This is a genomic window from Nocardia sp. NPDC051463, from assembly GCF_040681975.1.
Classification (GTDB): Bacteria; Actinomycetota; Actinomycetes; order Mycobacteriales; family Mycobacteriaceae; genus Nocardia.
The window spans coordinates 706,199-720,562 of the sequence record NZ_JBFBAB010000001.1; the positions used below are offsets into that span (position 1 = coordinate 706,199).

A 14,364-nucleotide genomic window follows, 5' to 3' on the forward strand; every position below is an offset into this window, starting at 1 on the left:
CGCGAAAGACGCGGCGGTCTCGACGCCTATTAATGTGAGACGGTGCAGACAGGGCAGGAATCAGACGACGACGCCGGTCCCCGGATCTGGGGCGGCACGACGCTCACCGAGCGCAGGCAGGCGCGGCGGGCCACGCTGCTCGAAGCTGCGCTGGACCTGATCGGTGAGTCCGGCGCTGCCGGGGTCACCATGCGCGCGGTGTGTCGACGGGCCAATCTCACCGACCGGTACTTCTATGAGAGCTTCGCCAGCCGCGACGAACTGCTCGACCAGCTCTATCGCCAGGTGGCCGACGAGTTCCTCGAGCCGATGACCGCATTCGCCGCCACCGACGATCCGGCGCGCGATCATGCGCTTTCCGAAGTGCTCGTCGACAAGGTGCTCGCGGATCCGCGCAAGTCGCGACTGTTTCTGGTCGAGCCGTATTCGAGCACCGGCCTCGGCCAGACCACCATCGCGGTCATGCCGGTGTTCACCCGCCTGATGCAGGACCACTTATTCGCCCATATCGAAGACCCGGTCCGCCGCCGTCTGGCCGCGGTCACCATGGCCAGCGGTAATGCGGGCATGTTCTCCGCGTGGCTCAACGGTTCGCTGCGCGCCACCAGGGAAGAGATCATCGACCACTGCGTCGAAACGATCGCGGTCTACCGCGGCCTCTATCGGTCTTGACGCAGTGTTCTCGAGCACAAAGAAACCCACCACAGTCACCCTTGGACCCCGCACCCGGACGCCGGCAGACAACCGTAGGCGATGAATCCTGGAAAACGCCGGGACGGACGCGTGGCCGGACCTCGCATTGCCAATACTTCCGTTTGGGTGTTTACTGGCCAACGCAAGGTGCCGATCGTTCGCTGAGGCTCCTTCACGGATACAGGCCAGCGACCTCGAACGTCGAGAGACGCCCCGGGTCAGGACAGATCTCCCCGGATTAAGGGGTGATCCCGATTGGCTCCCGACACCTGTCAGGTTTACGCCGTGAAGTGCCAAAGGTCTGACGAGGAGGGTTTCCACCGGCTTGTTTGCCGGATCCCCACGCATACACCGCAGCGATTGCCGAGACCGCGCCCGGCTTTGCCGTGCGCACAACAGCCGAAGGAGGTGAGCCGGATGCCCGACGGAGATAGTCCGAGAACCCTATTAGCCAATTGTTCACCCGGTGACACCTCCACAGCCGATTTCGGAACGGGACGAGCCCCGTAGTCTGCTGTTCGATGGTGCGCCGACCAGTCAGGGAGTGCGTGATGTCAACGGTAGAAATGATCATTCGGCTGCTCGCGGGCGTCGGCCTCGGCACAGTGATCGGCTTCGAGCGGCAGTACCGGGCCAGGGGTGCGGGCCTGCGCACCAATGCCCTCGTCTCCGCGGGCGCGACGCTTTTCGTCCTGCTGTCGGCCAACGGGTTCGAGGGCGCCACCGCCGACCCGACCCGCGTCGCGGCCCAGATCGTGTCCGGAATCGGCTTTCTCGGCGCGGGCGTCATCATCCGCGACGGTTTGAACGTGCGTGGATTGAATACCGCTGCGACACTCTGGTGTTCGGCGGCCGTCGGCGCGCTGGCCGGAGCGGGGATGCTCGGCACCGCACTGGCGGGCACCGTTGCGGTCGTCGTGGTCAACATCGCCCTGCGGGCGGCCGGGCGGGCCGTGGATCGCCAGCCCGACGCGTCGGATGAGCAACCTGCTTCCTACGCCTTCGTCGCCGTGACCGATGACGAGCACGAGGCTCATGTCCGCACGCTGCTGGTGCAAGCATTGACGCGCACCGATTTCCGGCTGGTTTCGGTGGCCAGCGCGAACACCGATCTCCCAGGCCGGGTGGAGGTCCGCGCCGAGCTGACCGGTGACCAGCGCGATGACCGGCAGATGGAGTCGGCGGTGAGCAGGCTGAGCCTGGAGCCGTCGGTGACCAGCGTCGGCTGGCATATCTCGGTGCCCGAGACGGCGGACAGTGCGCAGGCATGACCCTGTCGCGTTGCTACCCTCGCGCGATGCCCTCGATCGGCCGCGCAACCGCACGTCAGCCGCGACCGCATTGATCAGGGCCCATCGCGCGCGTCTCGGCGAGCATGACCATGCCCTTCGAACCGAAACCCGCGTGACCGAGTGGCATCCCGGTGACATCGCCGCACTGCCCGAACGGGTGCCACTCGCCCTCGGGCACCGGGCTATCGGCCTGATTGGGCGCGCCAGAAGTCGAGGTTGGTTCGGGTCAGTTGGGTGTGGGCGTTGTCGGCGCCGAGGACGCGCTCCTGATCGGCGAGTAGTTGTTCGTATTCGACGATTGCGCCGGTGATGTCGCCTGCTTCGCCGTGGCAGGCAGCCAGACAGTTGCGGGTGTAGAGGGTATCGGGGTGGTCCGGGCCGAATATGCGGACCTGGTCGGTGAGCAGGGACTCGTATTCCGCTATCGCCCTCGCCGTTTCGCCGCCCTCCCGCAACCATCGGGCGATGCTGTTGCGAGTACGCACGGTTTGGGCGTGGTCGCGGCCGAGCAAGCGATTCAGATCGGTGAGCAGCTGTTCGAATTCTACAAGGGCACGGTCTATTTCACCCGCCATCGCGCGGCTGCGCGCGAGATCATGTCGGGTACGCAGGGTTTCGGGGTCGGCGGTACCGAGAATCTTCGACTGGTCTTCGATGATCTGCTCGAATTCGGTGATGGCGCGGCGCAGGCTACCGCGTTCGCTGCGCCAATACGCCAGACTGTTGCGCACACGCAGAGTCCACGGATGGTCGGCGCCGCATACGCGCAGGTAGTCGATCACGAGCCGTTCGAGTTCGGCGACAGCGCGCTCCAAACGGCCGGTATGCCCCCGCCAGTCGGCGGTGTGGAGGCGAGTGGTGAGAGTATCGATGTGCTGATCACCGAGCACTCGCGTCAGATCACGGCCGAGATTCTCGAGTTCTTCGATGGCGGTGTTGATGTCGCCACTGCGGCCGCGGCTGTTCGCGAGGCGATTGCGCACACGCAGGGTGTCGCGATGATCTGCGCCCATGACCGCGGTGAAGCTCGGCAGCCACGCCGACCACAGGTCGCGATTGTCGGCGGCGCGCGGCGTCTGGAGTTGCTCGAGGAAGTCGAAGGCGGCCTCGGAACTGCCGCAGGCCAGGTAGTGTCGCACCGCCGCGCCGCGGGCGTAAGTGGTAGCGCTCTTGGTGCCGTTGTCCTCGATCGCCGCGATGATCGCCCGGTGGCCGTCGTCGAGTTCCACTCCGAGCCTGCGGCATTCGGTCCGCAGTCCGGCCAGCAACGCGGCATGGGTCACTCCGACCGCCTCACGGGCGGTGCCCGGACGGCTACGGGTGACCAACGAGCCGAGACCGACCGTGAGGTCACGCAGGCGGGCGAACTTGGTCTGGTGGCCCATCCACGCCATCGCCCCGTCGAGCACCTCGATCGGCAGTGCGGGCCCGACGCCCGCGGCGGCAAGGACACCGAGCAGCGCGCCGATCGTCGCGGCCGTCGCCTCACCTGCGACCTGCACGGCGGCCCCGATACGCAAGGCCACCACATCGTCGAGGTCGACATCGCGCAGCATCGCCTGATCGACCACCGCACCGGGAATCTCGGTCATTAGTCGAGCCATCAGCCAACCGGCTGTCACCGAGTCGGAATCACCACGGGTCGAAGGTGTTTCAGCCAAGAGAACATCCGTCCATGCTGTCCACTCACGCTCGTCGAGCACCATACGACTATCGCGCGCCGACTCCACCGTCGCAGCGATGTCCTCGGCGACCGGCTCGGAGACCACGATGCGATGCATGTGGGCGAGCGCCGGAGCATCCTCGATCCCCATGCCCTGCCGAATGCCGAGGATGACCCGCACATGACGGAGATCATCGCTCCGCGTCAGGTCGGCGATGACGTCGATCAGCAACTGTCGGGTTCCGACTTCCGGATGGTTGAGACCGTCGACGATCACGGTGACACGTCTACCGTCTTTTGCCAACCGCGCCAACGGATGTCGCACCTCGATGTCGAATACGTCATGAGCGGTGCTGTTGTGTTCGTCGAACTCACGTGCGGTCCGCGCGGCCGCGGCGAACCCGGGCACCCTGGCAGTCAACTGCGCCGACAGCTCGACGGCCACCGCGTCGACCGAACTGTTCACCGTCAAAAAGATAGCGGCAGTGATGTATTCGGGCGAGATGGGCAGAGTGTCGACGAGACTTGGCCGGATCAGCATGGCCAGCAGGGTCGACTTGCCGACACCTGGCGGGCCGATGACGCCGCGCAATCGGTTGCCGCCTGCTTCGATGACGTCGTCGAGGGTCTCTCGCACCGCGGCGGTGAGCAACAATCTGCTGGTCAGCTGGTCGACAAACCCCGCGGCCGGCCGGTCGGTGACCGCATCCCGACGGCGTGCGATATTCGGCACCAGCCACAGGCCGGGGTCGCCACCCTCGCTGACGGCAACAGTGCCCGAGGTGAAGGACAGATGTTCGGGCTGCTGCCTGGTGCATACCGTCGCGATCGGGTCGACAAGATCCGACGGCAGCAGATTCTCGCCACGCAACGGCAGCCCGGAAGCGAAGGTGGACAACATCGTTCGAGTGAAGCAGCCCGCATAAGCAGGGCCGTCACCCGCGGCGACCAACAGCTCCATCCGACCCGCCGCCCTGGCCAGCAGTTCCGGCCATCGACGGGCCGCACCGAAGAGGCCCTGTTCGGTCTCGCACGCGTCCACCAGCACCACCAGCCCATCGAGCGCCGACCTGTTCAGTCGCTCCCGAATCTCCTGGGTGAGATGAAATGCCGTGTGGGAGTCCGGCATCGATGGCGAATCCTGGCCGAGCAGAAAGAAGTCCTCGGCACTGGTCGCCGTCCCGTGCCCGATGAACCCGATCAACAGCGTGGCCTGCTGCTGCGCCGCGGCCGCGAATGCTGCGCCGACCGCCGAACTAAGCTGCGCCGCAGTCGGATTGAGCAACGGCCCGTCGGCGCCGGTCGCGGCCCGCCAGCCGCCTGCCGCTTTCAAACTCTCGTACAGACCGGTGGCCAGTTCGCCGGTGAATCCCAGTTCCCCCAGCGCCCCGCATTCGGATCCGACGACCAGCGCGAGCCTTCCTCCCATTCGGGCAACCTACCTTCCCTCTCGAAACGGGAACCCCACATTGGCTGTCTTCCAGCGGCGGCAGCGAGGTCACTGCTGTGCCCGCAGTGAGGAACCCCGACTCGCAACGGGGCTCGGATCCGACGACCAGCTTCCTCCCATCGGGCAACCCCCAGTCCCAGGGAACCCGACCACCGGACCTAGCATCTTTGCGCGGACCGCCACCGCGTTCTTCCGACCGTGATAGGAACGTACTAGAACGCCACACCGTGGCGAGTGACAACCGGGGGCCGTGAAATATGGCAGCGATAGTGCTCGTACACGGCATCGCGCAGGAACAATATGCAGCGGATGTACTGGAGGCCCAGTGGATTCCCGCACTGGCGGGCGGGGTTCGTGCGGCCGGGCATCCCGAACTAGCCGATCGGTTGTGGCGCGGGCCGCTGCCGGGGGCACCCGAGGTTCGGATGGCCTTCTACGGCAACGCTTTTCTGGATCCCAGCGCTCAGGGTGGCGCCGCTGCGATCGGCGACGGCGATCAGGAACTCGGCGAACAGCTCGCCGCGGCGTGGCTCGCGACAGCGGCAGCGCAGGCCGGAAACTCGCGAGACCAGATGGAAGCACGGCGCTACCTCGACAACGCCGCACTCGGCGACGCGGGCCACCAGGGAATCGGCGCGAAGGCCAGGTTCGCCTCCAACGCGCTTGCCAAACTGAAGTGGTTCGCGCCCTTCGGATTCGGGCTCGCGGAAAAGTTCGTCAACCGGTCGCTGGCGCAGGTAACCCGGTACCTTTCCGACGAAGCCGTGCGCAAGTATGCCCAGCAGCAGGTGCTCGACCTGATCGGACCAGAGACCAGACTGGTCATCGGACATTCACTCGGCTCAGTGGTCGCCTACGAGGCCATGCACCACACCGGGGGGCCGGTCACGCTGGTCACCCTCGGATCCCCGCTCGCTGTGCAGTCGATCATCTATCCACGCCTGCGTCCGCAGCCGCCGATGGTTCCACCAGCGCTCGCCCGCTGGGAGAATATCGCCGACCGTGACGATATCGTCGCCGCGCACCTGGACCTGGCCCCTTTCTTCCCACCCTGCCCCGGCGGCACGGTCGTACCGACAACACATCCCGCCATCGACAATGGCGCACAGCCGCACGACGCCGCGCACTATCTCACCAAGCGCTCGGTCGGCCGTATCGTCGCCGAAGCACTGAGCCAACAGCAACACCCGTAATCGACGACCCCACGCCGTTTACTCCGGAGACGAATTCCGCTCCGCCGCGTAGGCTGACAGCCCTGGTGTCTAGTCCGAGGAGTTCACCGCGATGACCGACCCCGTGCGGGGTTTGACGGGTACGCTGACGGCGGCGATTCGGGGTGCCGGAATGTTGGGTGAGGTTTTGGTGGCGATTCGCGGGGGGACGGAGCTCTACATCGCACGGGCGGAGGAGCCGATTCCAGCGGGCACCACCGTGTTGATCATCACCGTCAATCCGGGACGGATCGTCGATGTAGTTCCGTGGATTCCGTTGCAGACGGATCTACCCGAGAGAATGTAAACAAGTAGGGAGTCGACGTGCTGGGGTATCACGTACCTGATCCGGACGAAGCGATGCTCGTCAGTGGCGCCAAGAGCAAGGACGATGTGCCGTTCGGGGTGGTGATCGGACGCGGCAAATGGGTGATGCCCTTCTTCCGCAAGGTGAGCTATCTGTCGTTGGCGATGTTCGAGGCGGAAATCAAGGAGCGCTGCGTCACCAAACAGGCCATCCAGCTCGAAGTGCGTGCGGTGATCGCGTTCAAGGTCGCCAATGATGAGAAGTCGATCGTCAATGCGGCACAACGCTTCCTGTCGGAACAGGAGCGGGAGATGTCGGTGCTCACCGGGCGCATCTTCTCCGGGCATCTGCGCTCGATCGTCGGTTCGATGACGGTCGAGGAAATCATTCGCGAACGGCAGCGCCTCGCCGACGAGGTGCTTGTCGCGTCAAAAGTCGAGATGAGCAATATCGGGTTGTGGGTGGATTCCTTCCAGATCCAGTCCATCGATGACGGCAACCTCGGCTACATCACCGCACTCGCGGCGCCGCACAATGCCGCGGTGCAGCGGGACGCCCAGATCGCGCAGTCACAGGCCGCGCAGCTCGCGGCGGAGGCCGAGCAGGAATCGTTGCGCCGCCGGGCGGAGTACCAGCGCGAGACCGCGATCCTGAAGGCTCAGTATCAGCGCGATATCGACAAAGCCAATGCCGAGGCGGCGCAGGCAGGGCCACTGGCCGAGGCCAAGGCCATGCAGGAGGTACTGACCGCGCAGGCCGAGCAGGCCCGCAAAGAAGCCGAACTGCGTGAGCAACAATTGCAGGCCGAGGTAGTGAAACCCGCACTCGCGGAAGCGGAACGGGTGCGGATCCTGGCCGAGGCCGAGGCCGACCGGACCAGGATCCAGGCCGACGCGGCCGCATCGAACAATCGAATCGCGTTGGACCAGTTGCTGATCGAGCAGTTGCCGGAGATCGTCAAGCAGGCGTCCAACGGACTGGCGAACGCGAACCTCACAGTCCTCAACGGGCCGGACGGCGTCGGGGAATTGGTCAACGGAATGGTCGGTCAAGGACTCACCGTCTTCAATTCGTTACAAAAGGCGCTTTCATCCAACGACGGGGAAAATGCGAGCTAAAGTGGCCGAATAGCAAACGGCGAGGAGCGGGTGTTGGTGTCCATCGGGAAATTGGTGTCGTTCGACAGCTCTCGGGGGTTCGGGTTCATTCGTCCCGATGACGGTGGACCGGATGTGTTCGTCCATGTGAACGACATCGGTCTCGACGAGGACGAGCTGCGCCAGGGTCGGGTGTTCGAATTCGAGGTGACCGAGGGCGACCGGGGACCCAAAGCGGTCAATCTGACCGTGGTCGGTGGCCAGCAGGCAGCATCGGCTCCTCCCCCTCGGCACAAAAAGGACCGATCAGCCGCCCCCGGCCAGCTGACGGCCGCCGAGCACAAGCGCCAGATCACCGAATTGCTCCTGGACGCGAGCCCGGCATTGACCGCGGGCGAAATCCTCACGATCCGCGATCGCCTCACCGCCTATGCCGACCAGCACGGCTGGCTCGACTGACCTCGGCCCGAACACGAAGGTAGCCGCGCTGGAGCTGCGGCCGATCACCGCAGCTCCAGACCGCCGTACACCGGCTGTCCGGCCCGACACCACCGCGGCCCGGTTGCCCGAAGTTCACGACGTTGTCGGACCTGGGACCTACGATCGAGCCGGACCCTCAGCCCTCGATAACCGATGAATTTTCGTCGGCTACGTCGTCGACACGGGTGAGGAACAAACCGAGGAGGAACGCGTGGACCTACCGGTGATGCCACCAGTTCGGCCGATGCTCGCGAAGACAGCCCCGGCGGTACCGCGTGAGCCGGGCCTGAGTTATGAACCGAAATGGGACGGCTTTCGCTGCGTCGTTTTCCGCGACCACGACGAGATCGAACTCGGATCACGCAACGACCGCCCGCTGACCAGGTATTTCCCCGAGGTCGCCGAATCGCTGAAGACGGCGCTGCCGGAGAAATGCGTGGTGGATGGCGAAATCGTCGTGGTCACCGACCAGGGCCTCGATTTCGACACGCTACAGAATCGTCTGCACCCAGCGGCCTCACGGGTGCAGAAACTGGCCGCGGAAACACCGGCCAGTTTCGTCGCCTTCGATCTGCTCGCACTCGGTGACAAGGATCTGACCGGCGAGCCATTCGCCGAACGGAGGCGACTGCTGGCGACCATTCTCGGTACCGAATTCGCCAGGGTGCACCTCACCCCGATCACCGAGGACCCCGAGATCGCCGAGGACTGGTTCACCCGGTTCGAGGGCGCAGGCTTCGACGGCGTCATGGCCAAGTCGAATGATCTGGCCTACCTGCGGGACAAACGGGTGATGCTCAAGATCAAGCACGAGCGCACCGCGGACTGTGTGGTCGCCGGCTTCCGCTGGCACAAGGACGGCGAGGGTGTCGGCTCGTTGCTGCTCGGTCTTTTCGATGACGAAGGGCATCTGCATCACGTCGGGGTGGCGAGCAGTTTCACTGCGGCCAAGCGCAAGTCGTTGGTCGAGGAGCTGAAACCGTTGCGCGAACATGCACTGGAAAACCATCCGTGGCGGAAATGGGCCGATGCGGCCGCGCAGGCGAAGGCCGATGGCAAGATGCCGGGCGGGGTGAGCCGATGGACGGGCGGCAAGGACCTGTCCTGGGAGGCGCTGCGCCCTGAGTTGGTCGCCGAGGTCCGTTACGAACACGTACAGTCGGGCCGCTTGCGCCATGGCGGCAGACTGGTTCGCTTCCGCACCGACCGAACCCCGGAATCATGCACCTACGCCCAGCTCGACGAGGTCGCGCCCGCCGAATTGAGCACCCTATTCACTGATATCCGGGAAAAGTGATGAGCGCGTCCGTCGATATCGAGGTGGACGGCAGAACCGTCGCCATCAGCAATCCAGACAAGATCTATTTCACCAAGCGCGGCGAAACAAAACTCGATCTGGTGCGCTACTACCAGGCGGTCGCCGAACCGTTCCTGAACGTGGTCGGCAATCGACCGCTACTACTCGAGCGCTATCCCGATGGCGCGTCGGGGAAATCGTGGTTCCAGAAGCGGGTGCCGAAATCCGCGCCGGATTGGCTGCACACCGTCGAGGTCTCCACACCCAACGGGACCACCAGCGACGCGCTTGTCGCGCACGATCTCGCGCATATCCTGTGGGCAGTGAACCAGGGTTGCTTGGGCTTTCACGTCTGGCCCAATCAGGTGGACGATCTGAAGATCGCCGACGAACTGCGCATCGACCTGGACCCCTCGCCGGGTATCACCTTCGACGATCTCAAGCATGCCGCCGTGTTGACCCGCGCACTGTTCACCGAACTCGGCATCGAATCCTCGATCAAAACCTCTGGTTCTCGCGGTCTGCATATTTATGTTGCGCTGGAACCGAATTGGGATGGCTACCAGGTTCGCGCCGCCGCGGTGGCCTTGGCTCGTGAGCTGGAGCGTCGCCATCCCGACGAAATCACCGCGCAATGGTGGAAAGAGGAGCGCGGCAGTCGCGTGTTCGTCGACTTCAACCAGAACGCGCCGCACAAAACGGTTTTCGGCGCCTGGTGCGTACGCCCGAAGGTCGGCGCCCAGGTGTCGACGCCGATCGCCTGGTGCGAACTCGATGCCATCGTCCCCGACGAACTCACCATCGCCACCGTGCCCGCGCGGTTGGTCGCGCTCGGCGATCCGTGGGCGAATCGTGCCCCGCAATCGATCGAACCGCTGCTGACGATGTCCGAACGCGATATGGAAGCCGGTCTGATGGACGCACCGTGGCCGCCGCAGTATCCGAAGATGCCCAACGAGCCGCCCCGTGTGCAGCCGAGCCGGGCCAAGAAGGCCGATTGACAGCTACCGCAGCGTTACTCGGTCCACAACACCCACACCTTGTTCTCACACGCGAGCGCATGGCCGTCCGCGGTGCGTGCGCTCTTGGTTGCGCCGGAAACTTCGCATTTCGTCCCGGCCTGCTGCACGGCCGTCGCGATCGAGTACGGCCCTGCCCACTGGTAGCCGCCACTCGCCGGAGTGGCCAGGCACAGCAGGGTGTTCCCGTCCGCGCCCGTACCGATCAGCGCGGGGTCCGAACATACCGTCCCCTTCTTGGGAGTGACCAGGCTGGTCGCCGCGGACGTCGTGGTCACGGGCGGCGGCGCGACCGTCGTCGGCGCGACCGTCGTCACGACGACGGGCGGCGCCGCGACGGTGGACACCTCGGTGACCTTGTTCGCGCGCGAGATCGAATCGGTCCATGACGTTCCGGACAACACCACGAATCCGGCGAGTGCCGTCGCCTCGGCCACCCCGATCAGCAGCGCGGATACCGCCATCGCCTTGCCACGCGGATGACCGAAGGCGATGAAGCCGAACACAATCGCCACCGGAAACAATCCCAGCAACGCGGCAACCAGCGCGACGATCGCATACGGGTTCACGATAGGCGGAATCTCTACCCGCAACCGCCCCGTCCGGCGAGGACCGCGCTGTGGCGCCTCCGCCCAGCGTCCCTCGGCTTCCGTCTCGGGCCAACGCTCCTCGGGTTCCGGTTCCTGCTGCCAGTTCTCCTCGTGCTGCGCCTCTGGCCAGCGCTCGATCTCACGGCGTTCCATCCGTGCCATGCCAGGTCCGTCCCTCTCCACACCACAACCGCGCAGGAGCCTCGGACTGCCCGGACCCGCCCCGATATCGACACAGAATAGGGGCGAACAGCCGCCGGATCATCCGAAACGTCCAATCGGCCGTCATCAAAGCGTAATAACGAAGCCGGAGCAACATTTCGCAGCAGTGGGAACAGTGGGACTTTCCACCGCGCCCGCACCGGAATAACGAACCAGCAAACACCTCTCGCGGATCGCGCGGCCGAGGTCCATGCTGATCACAAGGTGAAATCGCTGATCATGTGCTGACTCGAAATCAGGAGGATACATGTTCGGTAATACCGAATCGCCCCAAGAGCGGCCGTGGCACGCCCACGCGGGCGATCTGCTCGGCGACGACTACAACGTGCCTGGACTGATCCTGTGCGCCCTCGGCGTCGTCGCGATGGCGTGCACCCTCACCGCAGCCGGATACGGGTTCACCGGCTGGACCCAGATCGGCGCGATCGCGACTGCCATGCTGTGGATAGTGGGCATCGGCGCGCTGATCGTCGAGCATCGCCGCGAAGAAGTGATCGAGCTGAAGTACGGCAGACAGGGGCACGCGCCGGGACATGTCCGGCACGTTCGTTACGGCGCCGCACAGCTCGACACCCCGCCATCGGGAGATCGCCCGTGAGCTGACCTAGCAGCTCACCGAGCGGGCCGCCGCCGCGCTCATCGCCGCGGGTCCACTTTCGGCATCGTCTCGGTCATCAACGTCATCAGCATGTCCGCGAGCAGTATGTGTACCTGTTCGCGGGTGAGTGTGCCTCGGGTGATCCATTCCCGCCCGGCCACCTTCACCAGACCACCGAAGGCGCGGACCATGGCGCGCAATTCCGCAGTGTGTGTCGAATCGGCGCGCCCGACCATCAGCAGCATGCGCTCAGCAGCCGCGTCGTCGGCTTGGTCGAGGATGTGTTGCACTTCGGGGTCGTTGCCGACGCCCTCGTGACTTGTCACCTTCACCCACGTACTGCCGTGTTCGGAGATCACATCCAGCAGCCAGTGCACACTGCCGTCGACTCGTTCGCGATCGGTGCCGCTCGGCGTCACCATGTCGTCGAGCCGCGGCAAGGTCACCATCCGGCGCACCACCGCGAGGTAGAGGTCGCGCTTGTTGCCGAAGTAGTGATTGATCAGGCCACGCGCCACGCCCGCACGCTGAGCCAGCTCAGCGGTCGAGACCGCGGCGTAGGGACGCTCGCCGAACATGTCGATCGCGCAGGCGAGGATCTGCGCGCGCCGCTCGTCGGGTTCCAGCCTGCGCCTGCGCGGCTGCGCTTCGTCGGCGGACGCGGCCGCTGACGACGCCGTCTCGTTGCGGACTTCAGAGAGACCGGGCAATGAGATCCTTCATCACCTCGTTGCTACCCGCGAGGATGCGCAGGACGCGGGCACCGGTATAGAGCTGGGAAATCGGATACTCCGTCATGTAGCCGTAGCCGCCGAACAGTTGCAGGCAGCGGTCAACCACGATACCCAGCTGATCGGTGAGCCAGTACTTGGACATAGCAGCAGTGGGAATGTTCAACTCGCCGCGTAGGTGCTTGACGATGCAATCGTCAAGGAAGGTGCGACTCACCGTGGCGATGGTCGCGCACTCGGCGAGCTCGAACTTGGTGTTCTGCATCGCGAACAGCGGCTTGCCGAATGCCTCTCGGCCCTTGGTGTAGTCGACGGTCACCTGGACGGCCTTCTCCATCATGGCCACCGCGATGATCGCGGTCACCAGGCGCTCCTGGGCGAGCAGCTGCATCATTTGGTAGAAACCTTGCCCCTCGGCCGATCCGAGCAGGTTGGAGGCGGGTACCCGCAGGCCGTCGAAGAACAGCTCCGCAGTGTCCTGAGCCTTGCCGCCGATCTTGTTCAGAATGCGACCACGGGTGAAACCCGGGGTGTCGTCGCCGACCTCGGCGAAGATCAGCGAAACGCCCGCGGCACCCTTGGTGGGGTCGGTCTTCACAGCGATGATGATGCCGTCGCAGAGCCAGCCGTTGGTGATGAAGATCTTCGAGCCGGTGATGACGTACTCGTCGCCCTCACGGACCGCCCTGGTCTTGATGTTCTGCAGGTCCGAGCCAGTGCCCGGTTCGGTCATCCCGATCGACAGCACCATCTCGCCGCTCGCGGCCTTGGGCAGCACTCGCCGCTTGAGTTCCTCGGAACCGAATTCGTTCAGATAGGGCGCGATGATCGAGCTGTGCACGGGCATGCCGAGCGCGCCGTCACCGGCGAATGCCTGCTCCTCGATGATCGCCGCGTCGTGCGCGAAAGTGCCACCACCGCCACCGTATTCGCTCGGGAGCGCGGTGCACAGCAGGCCGAGTTCACCGGCCCGGTTGTACAGCGCGCGGTCGGGATGCCCCTGGGCGACGAACTTCTCCTCGTGCGGAACGACTTCCTTTTCGAAGAAGGTCTTGGCCAGGTCCCGTACCGCTTCGACCTCGTCATCACTCCACGCGGCGCGTGCCATCGCTCAATCCTTTGTTCGCCTCGGGGCCGGACTTCACGCCGACTCCTCGCCCATCACATTCCACCACTGTTGGCATGATGTCAACAAGCTGAGCACGCGTCGGTCATCCGCCGCTTTCGCGCGGGTAGCGCAGGTCAGGCGCGGCACCTGCGCATCCCAACCACAGATCGGCGATCGCCACGACCACTCCGACGACTGCCCGCGCCGAATAGTCGATGTCTGTTGCGTCGATCGGGATGGATTCGGCGATTTCGCGCGCCCGTTCTGCGAATCGGCCCGCCACCGCGCGACCGAGATCGATTGCAACACCGACCCATCGTGGCTACCGGTGACCGAGCCACTGCTCGTCGCGGAAGCCATCGCCAACTTCGTCGAAGACCTGCACGCACCGACGCGACAATCCATCGTCGATGAACCGTCGCTCGCCACAGCCGCAGCCCGACAACGGAAAGAGCTGAGGATCAAGGACTTGTACGGGAGAGCGCACCGAGGTGCGTGGCGAGATTCCGGCGGGCCCGCTGACTCGACTCGCCGCGCGCGACCGAGCGCGGTTGGATGGCGACGGCTCAGGTGCTACTCGGGTAGCCCACCGACGATGCGGCCGGG

General features: G+C 64.9%; 14 protein-coding genes and 1 riboswitch. Of the genes, 9 read left to right on the forward strand and 5 right to left on the reverse strand.

Annotation, left to right across the window (positions count from 1 at the left end; genetic code table 11):
* Positions 1–42: 42 nt before the first annotated feature.
* Entirely contained in the window at positions 43–672 is a 630-nt protein-coding gene (locus AB0M74_RS03130) for a TetR/AcrR family transcriptional regulator (RefSeq protein ID WP_364901028.1), read from the forward strand.
* Between the two features lie 167 nt (positions 673–839).
* A riboswitch (M-box (ykoK) riboswitch) is annotated at positions 840–1,011 on the forward strand.
* A 233-nt stretch (positions 1,012–1,244) separates the two neighbouring features.
* Entirely contained in the window at positions 1,245–1,964 is a 720-nt protein-coding gene (locus tag AB0M74_RS03135; RefSeq protein WP_364901031.1) for an MgtC/SapB family protein, read from the forward strand.
* A 203-nt stretch (positions 1,965–2,167) separates the two neighbouring features.
* Here the strand turns inward: AB0M74_RS03135 and AB0M74_RS03140 are convergent, their stop codons facing one another.
* A complete protein-coding gene (locus AB0M74_RS03140) occupies positions 2,168–5,077 on the reverse strand; it encodes a tetratricopeptide repeat protein (RefSeq protein ID WP_364901034.1) in 2,910 nt (969 codons plus the stop codon).
* A gap of 278 nt (positions 5,078–5,355) precedes the next feature.
* Between AB0M74_RS03140 and AB0M74_RS03145 the strand changes: the two genes are divergently transcribed.
* From AB0M74_RS03145 to ligD, 6 genes are all read left to right on the forward strand, one after another.
* Positions 5,356–6,291 carry a hypothetical protein gene (locus AB0M74_RS03145; protein ID WP_364901037.1) on the forward strand — a complete coding sequence of 312 codons (936 nt, stop codon included), beginning with the start codon at positions 5,356–5,358 and terminating at the stop codon, positions 6,289–6,291.
* A gap of 91 nt (positions 6,292–6,382) precedes the next feature.
* The gene (locus tag AB0M74_RS03150; RefSeq protein ID WP_364901040.1) at positions 6,383–6,616 is read left to right on the forward strand and encodes a hypothetical protein; all 234 of its coding nucleotides are present in this window, start codon (positions 6,383–6,385) and stop codon (positions 6,614–6,616) included.
* Between the two features lie 17 nt (positions 6,617–6,633).
* Entirely contained in the window at positions 6,634–7,734 is a 1,101-nt protein-coding gene (locus AB0M74_RS03155; protein ID WP_328402575.1) for an SPFH domain-containing protein, read from the forward strand.
* Positions 7,735–7,764: 30 nt separating this feature from the next.
* A complete protein-coding gene (locus AB0M74_RS03160) occupies positions 7,765–8,172 on the forward strand; it encodes a cold shock domain-containing protein (protein WP_364901043.1) in 408 nt (135 codons plus the stop codon).
* 232 nt (positions 8,173–8,404) lie between these two features.
* Complete coding sequence (locus tag AB0M74_RS03165) at positions 8,405–9,490, forward strand: ATP-dependent DNA ligase (protein WP_364901046.1); 1,086 nt, start codon at positions 8,405–8,407, stop codon at positions 9,488–9,490.
* Entirely contained in the window at positions 9,490–10,491 is a 1,002-nt protein-coding gene (gene ligD / locus AB0M74_RS03170) for a non-homologous end-joining DNA ligase (protein ID WP_364901049.1), read from the forward strand. Before AB0M74_RS03165 ends, ligD begins: the two co-directional genes overlap by 1 nt.
* Before the next feature lie 14 nt (positions 10,492–10,505).
* Here the strand turns inward: ligD and AB0M74_RS03175 are convergent, their stop codons facing one another.
* Positions 10,506–11,261: a DUF4190 domain-containing protein gene (locus AB0M74_RS03175; protein WP_364901052.1), complete on the reverse strand. Its 756-nt coding sequence runs from the start codon at positions 11,259–11,261 to the stop codon at positions 10,506–10,508.
* 307 nt (positions 11,262–11,568) lie between these two features.
* On the opposite strand from AB0M74_RS03175, the gene AB0M74_RS03180 reads away from it, so the two are divergent.
* Complete coding sequence (locus AB0M74_RS03180) at positions 11,569–11,919, forward strand: hypothetical protein (RefSeq protein ID WP_364901055.1); 351 nt, start codon at positions 11,569–11,571, stop codon at positions 11,917–11,919.
* Between the two features lie 38 nt (positions 11,920–11,957).
* Here AB0M74_RS03180 and AB0M74_RS03185 read toward each other — a convergent pair whose 3' ends face one another.
* The 3 genes from AB0M74_RS03185 to AB0M74_RS03195 form a co-directional block, all read right to left on the reverse strand.
* Positions 11,958–12,629 carry a helix-turn-helix domain-containing protein gene (locus AB0M74_RS03185; protein WP_364901058.1) on the reverse strand — a complete coding sequence of 224 codons (672 nt, stop codon included), beginning with the start codon at positions 12,627–12,629 and terminating at the stop codon, positions 11,958–11,960.
* Positions 12,613–13,758, reverse strand: a complete 1,146-nt coding sequence (locus AB0M74_RS03190; protein ID WP_364901061.1) for an acyl-CoA dehydrogenase family protein — start codon at positions 13,756–13,758, stop codon at positions 12,613–12,615. Before AB0M74_RS03190 ends, AB0M74_RS03185 begins: the two co-directional genes overlap by 17 nt.
* Before the next feature lie 103 nt (positions 13,759–13,861).
* Positions 13,862–14,041, reverse strand: a complete 180-nt coding sequence (locus tag AB0M74_RS03195) for a hypothetical protein (protein WP_364901064.1) — start codon at positions 14,039–14,041, stop codon at positions 13,862–13,864.
* Between the last annotated feature and the right edge of the window lie 323 nt (positions 14,042–14,364).

Bases quoted from the DNA above. Each gene is read 5' to 3' on its own strand.
- AB0M74_RS03135 (WP_364901031.1), top strand. From the start codon at position 1,245: ATGTCAACGGTAGAAATGATCATTCGGCTGCTCGCGGGCGTCGGCCTC.
- AB0M74_RS03140 (WP_364901034.1), bottom strand. From the start codon at position 5,077: ATGGGAGGAAGGCTCGCGCTGGTCGTCGGATCCGAATGCGGGGCGCTG.
- AB0M74_RS03145 (WP_364901037.1), top strand. From the start codon at position 5,356: ATGGCAGCGATAGTGCTCGTACACGGCATCGCGCAGGAACAATATGCA.
- AB0M74_RS03150 (WP_364901040.1), top strand. From the start codon at position 6,383: ATGACCGACCCCGTGCGGGGTTTGACGGGTACGCTGACGGCGGCGATT.
- ligD (WP_364901049.1), top strand. From the start codon at position 9,490: ATGAGCGCGTCCGTCGATATCGAGGTGGACGGCAGAACCGTCGCCATC.
- AB0M74_RS03175 (WP_364901052.1), bottom strand. From the start codon at position 11,261: ATGGCACGGATGGAACGCCGTGAGATCGAGCGCTGGCCAGAGGCGCAG.
- AB0M74_RS03180 (WP_364901055.1), top strand. From the start codon at position 11,569: ATGTTCGGTAATACCGAATCGCCCCAAGAGCGGCCGTGGCACGCCCAC.
- AB0M74_RS03190 (WP_364901061.1), bottom strand. From the start codon at position 13,758: ATGGCACGCGCCGCGTGGAGTGATGACGAGGTCGAAGCGGTACGGGAC.